2 protein-coding genes are annotated in these 2064 nt (G+C 65.2%); both read left to right on the forward strand.

The features are described from left to right. Nucleotides 1-187 precede the first annotated feature (187 nt). The gene (locus J0I79_RS34965) at nt 188-1438 is read left to right on the forward strand and encodes an aconitase X (protein WP_292870752.1); all 1251 of its coding nucleotides are present in this window, start codon (nt 188-190) and stop codon (nt 1436-1438) included. Further along, nucleotides 1435-1875 carry a DUF126 domain-containing protein gene (locus J0I79_RS34970; RefSeq protein ID WP_292870755.1) on the forward strand — a complete coding sequence of 147 codons (441 nt, stop codon included), beginning with the start codon at nt 1435-1437 and terminating at the stop codon, nt 1873-1875. Before J0I79_RS34965 ends, J0I79_RS34970 begins: the two co-directional genes overlap by 4 nt. The last annotated feature ends 189 nt before the right edge of the window (nt 1876-2064 follow it).

Here is a 2064-nt window from a genome sequence, read left to right on the forward strand (position 1 = left end):
CTGTCCTGCCGGACATCTCCCCCACGAGGGGGGAGATTGACTGTCATCACTGCTTTCGCAAATCTCCAACGTTAGGAAATGGGCGCCAGGGCCGAAGCTACCAATCTCCCCCCAAGTGGGGGAGATGCCCGGCAGGGCAGAGGGGGGCGCTGTCCCGCCGTACGATCGAGCAAGTGGCTGGAGAGCTATGATCCTGGAACTGAGCACACGCGACCGGTCCATGCTCAATGGCGGGCAAGGGCCGTCCGCTGCCGCGGCGATGAAAATCCTGGTCGCCTTTTCCAATGCCGTGGGCGCGGAAAGCCTGCTCGACATTTCAGGCGCCCATATCGATGGCTGTCTCTACCACGGCAAGGCCGGGCTCGATTTCGTCGAGCGTCTGGTCGAGGGCGGCGGGCGCGTGCAAGTGCCGACGACGCTCAATGTCGGCTCGTTCGACCTTATCCACCCCGGCATGGTGAAGATGCCGGCGGCCGAGGAAGCACCGGCGCGGCGGCTGATGAAGGCGCATCTGGAGCTCGGCTGTCAGGCGACCTTCACCTGCGCGCCCTACCAGACGCGCTTCCGGCCTGACTTCGGCCAGCAGATCGCCTGGGGCGAATCGAACGCCATCGTCTTCGCCAATTCGGTGATCGGCGCGCGCACCAACCGCTATGGCGATTTCATCGACCTGTGCTGCGCCATGACCGGGCGTGCGCCAGCCTGGGGCCTGCATCTCGGCGAAAACCGGCGCGGTCGCATCCTGTTCGAGATGGATGCGGCCGGAGCCGAGCCGAGCGACAGCCTGTTCGTCGGCGCCGGGCTGATCGTCGGGCAAGCCAGCGGCGACCGTGTTCCGGTGATCTCAGGCTTGCCGAAGCCGCGTGACGAGGATCAGCTCAAAGCGCTCGGCGCGGCGGCCGCGACGACCGGGGCAGTGGCGTTGTTTCATGCCGTCGGCATCACGCCGGAAGCGCGGACTTTGAATGAGGCGTTTCACGGCCACGCGCCGGAAGAGACGATCCGCGTCACGCGCGCCGACATCGATCAGGCGCTGGCCAGGCTGTCCGGCGTGCAGGATGGCGCGCCGCTCTCGGCGGTATCGCTGGGCACGCCGCATTTCTCGCATGAGGAATGGATGCGGCTGTTGCCCATGCTGCGCGAAGTCGCACCGGGCAGGGGCATTCCGATCTACGTCAACACCGGGCGTGCGACACTGACGCGGTTACGGGACGAGGGCGTGCTTGATGGCACGGAAGCGTTCGGGCTTATCCCGGTCGCTGACACCTGCACCTATGTCACCTCGATCCTCGAAAACCTCGATGGCGTGGTGATGACCAATTCCGGCAAATGGGCGCATTACGCGCCGGGCAATATCGGCGTGACGGTGGCCTTCGCCGAGATGAAGGATTGCATCCGCTCGGCGGCGGTGGGCCATGTCGTGCGGGGTGGGACATGACGCGGCCAGCGGAAACCGGAGACGTCGAACGGCTGGGCACCTTCCAACTTGTCGGCGAAACGGAAGGCGTGGCGCTGGTGTTCGAGCAACCGCTCAGCTTCTGGGGCGGTATTGACGCCGAGACCGGTGAAATCATTGACCATTCGCATCCAGGGCTTGGCCAGAGCGTCGCCGGTAAAATCCTGGTCATGCCGAGCGGGCGCGGCTCGTCATCCTCGTCCTCGGTGCTGGCCGAAGCGATCCGGCGGGGCACGGCGCCAGCCGCTATTTTGCTGGAGCGGCCGGACCCGATCCTGGCGGTGGGCGCCATCGTCGCCGAGTTTCTCTACGGGATCAGCATGCCGCTGGTGGTGTGCGGGATTGGCGGGATCGTTTCGGGCGACCGTGTTGTGATTGGTGTAGGCGCGGATGGAAGGGCGGTTGTCAGAAAGGTCTAGGATGGGCACTCACGGACCAAGGTCAGCGCTGCCCCTCATCGCCCTGCCGGGCACTTCTCCCCGTATAGTGACGGGGAGAAGGACGCTGGCACGGCCGATTTCGCCAATCGTCAACGTTGCAGATCGAAGTGCCGTCGTTGCGGTCAGCCCCTTCTCCCCGTCACTATACGGGGAGAAGATGCCGGCAGG

It is taken from the genome of Mesorhizobium sp. (assembly GCF_017306585.1).
GTDB lineage: Bacteria > Pseudomonadota > Alphaproteobacteria > Rhizobiales > Rhizobiaceae > Mesorhizobium.

Bases quoted from the DNA above. Each gene is read 5' to 3' on its own strand.
- J0I79_RS34970 (WP_292870755.1), top strand. From the start codon at position 1,435: ATGACGCGGCCAGCGGAAACCGGAGACGTCGAACGGCTGGGCACCTTC.
- J0I79_RS34965 (WP_292870752.1), top strand. From the start codon at position 188: ATGATCCTGGAACTGAGCACACGCGACCGGTCCATGCTCAATGGCGGG.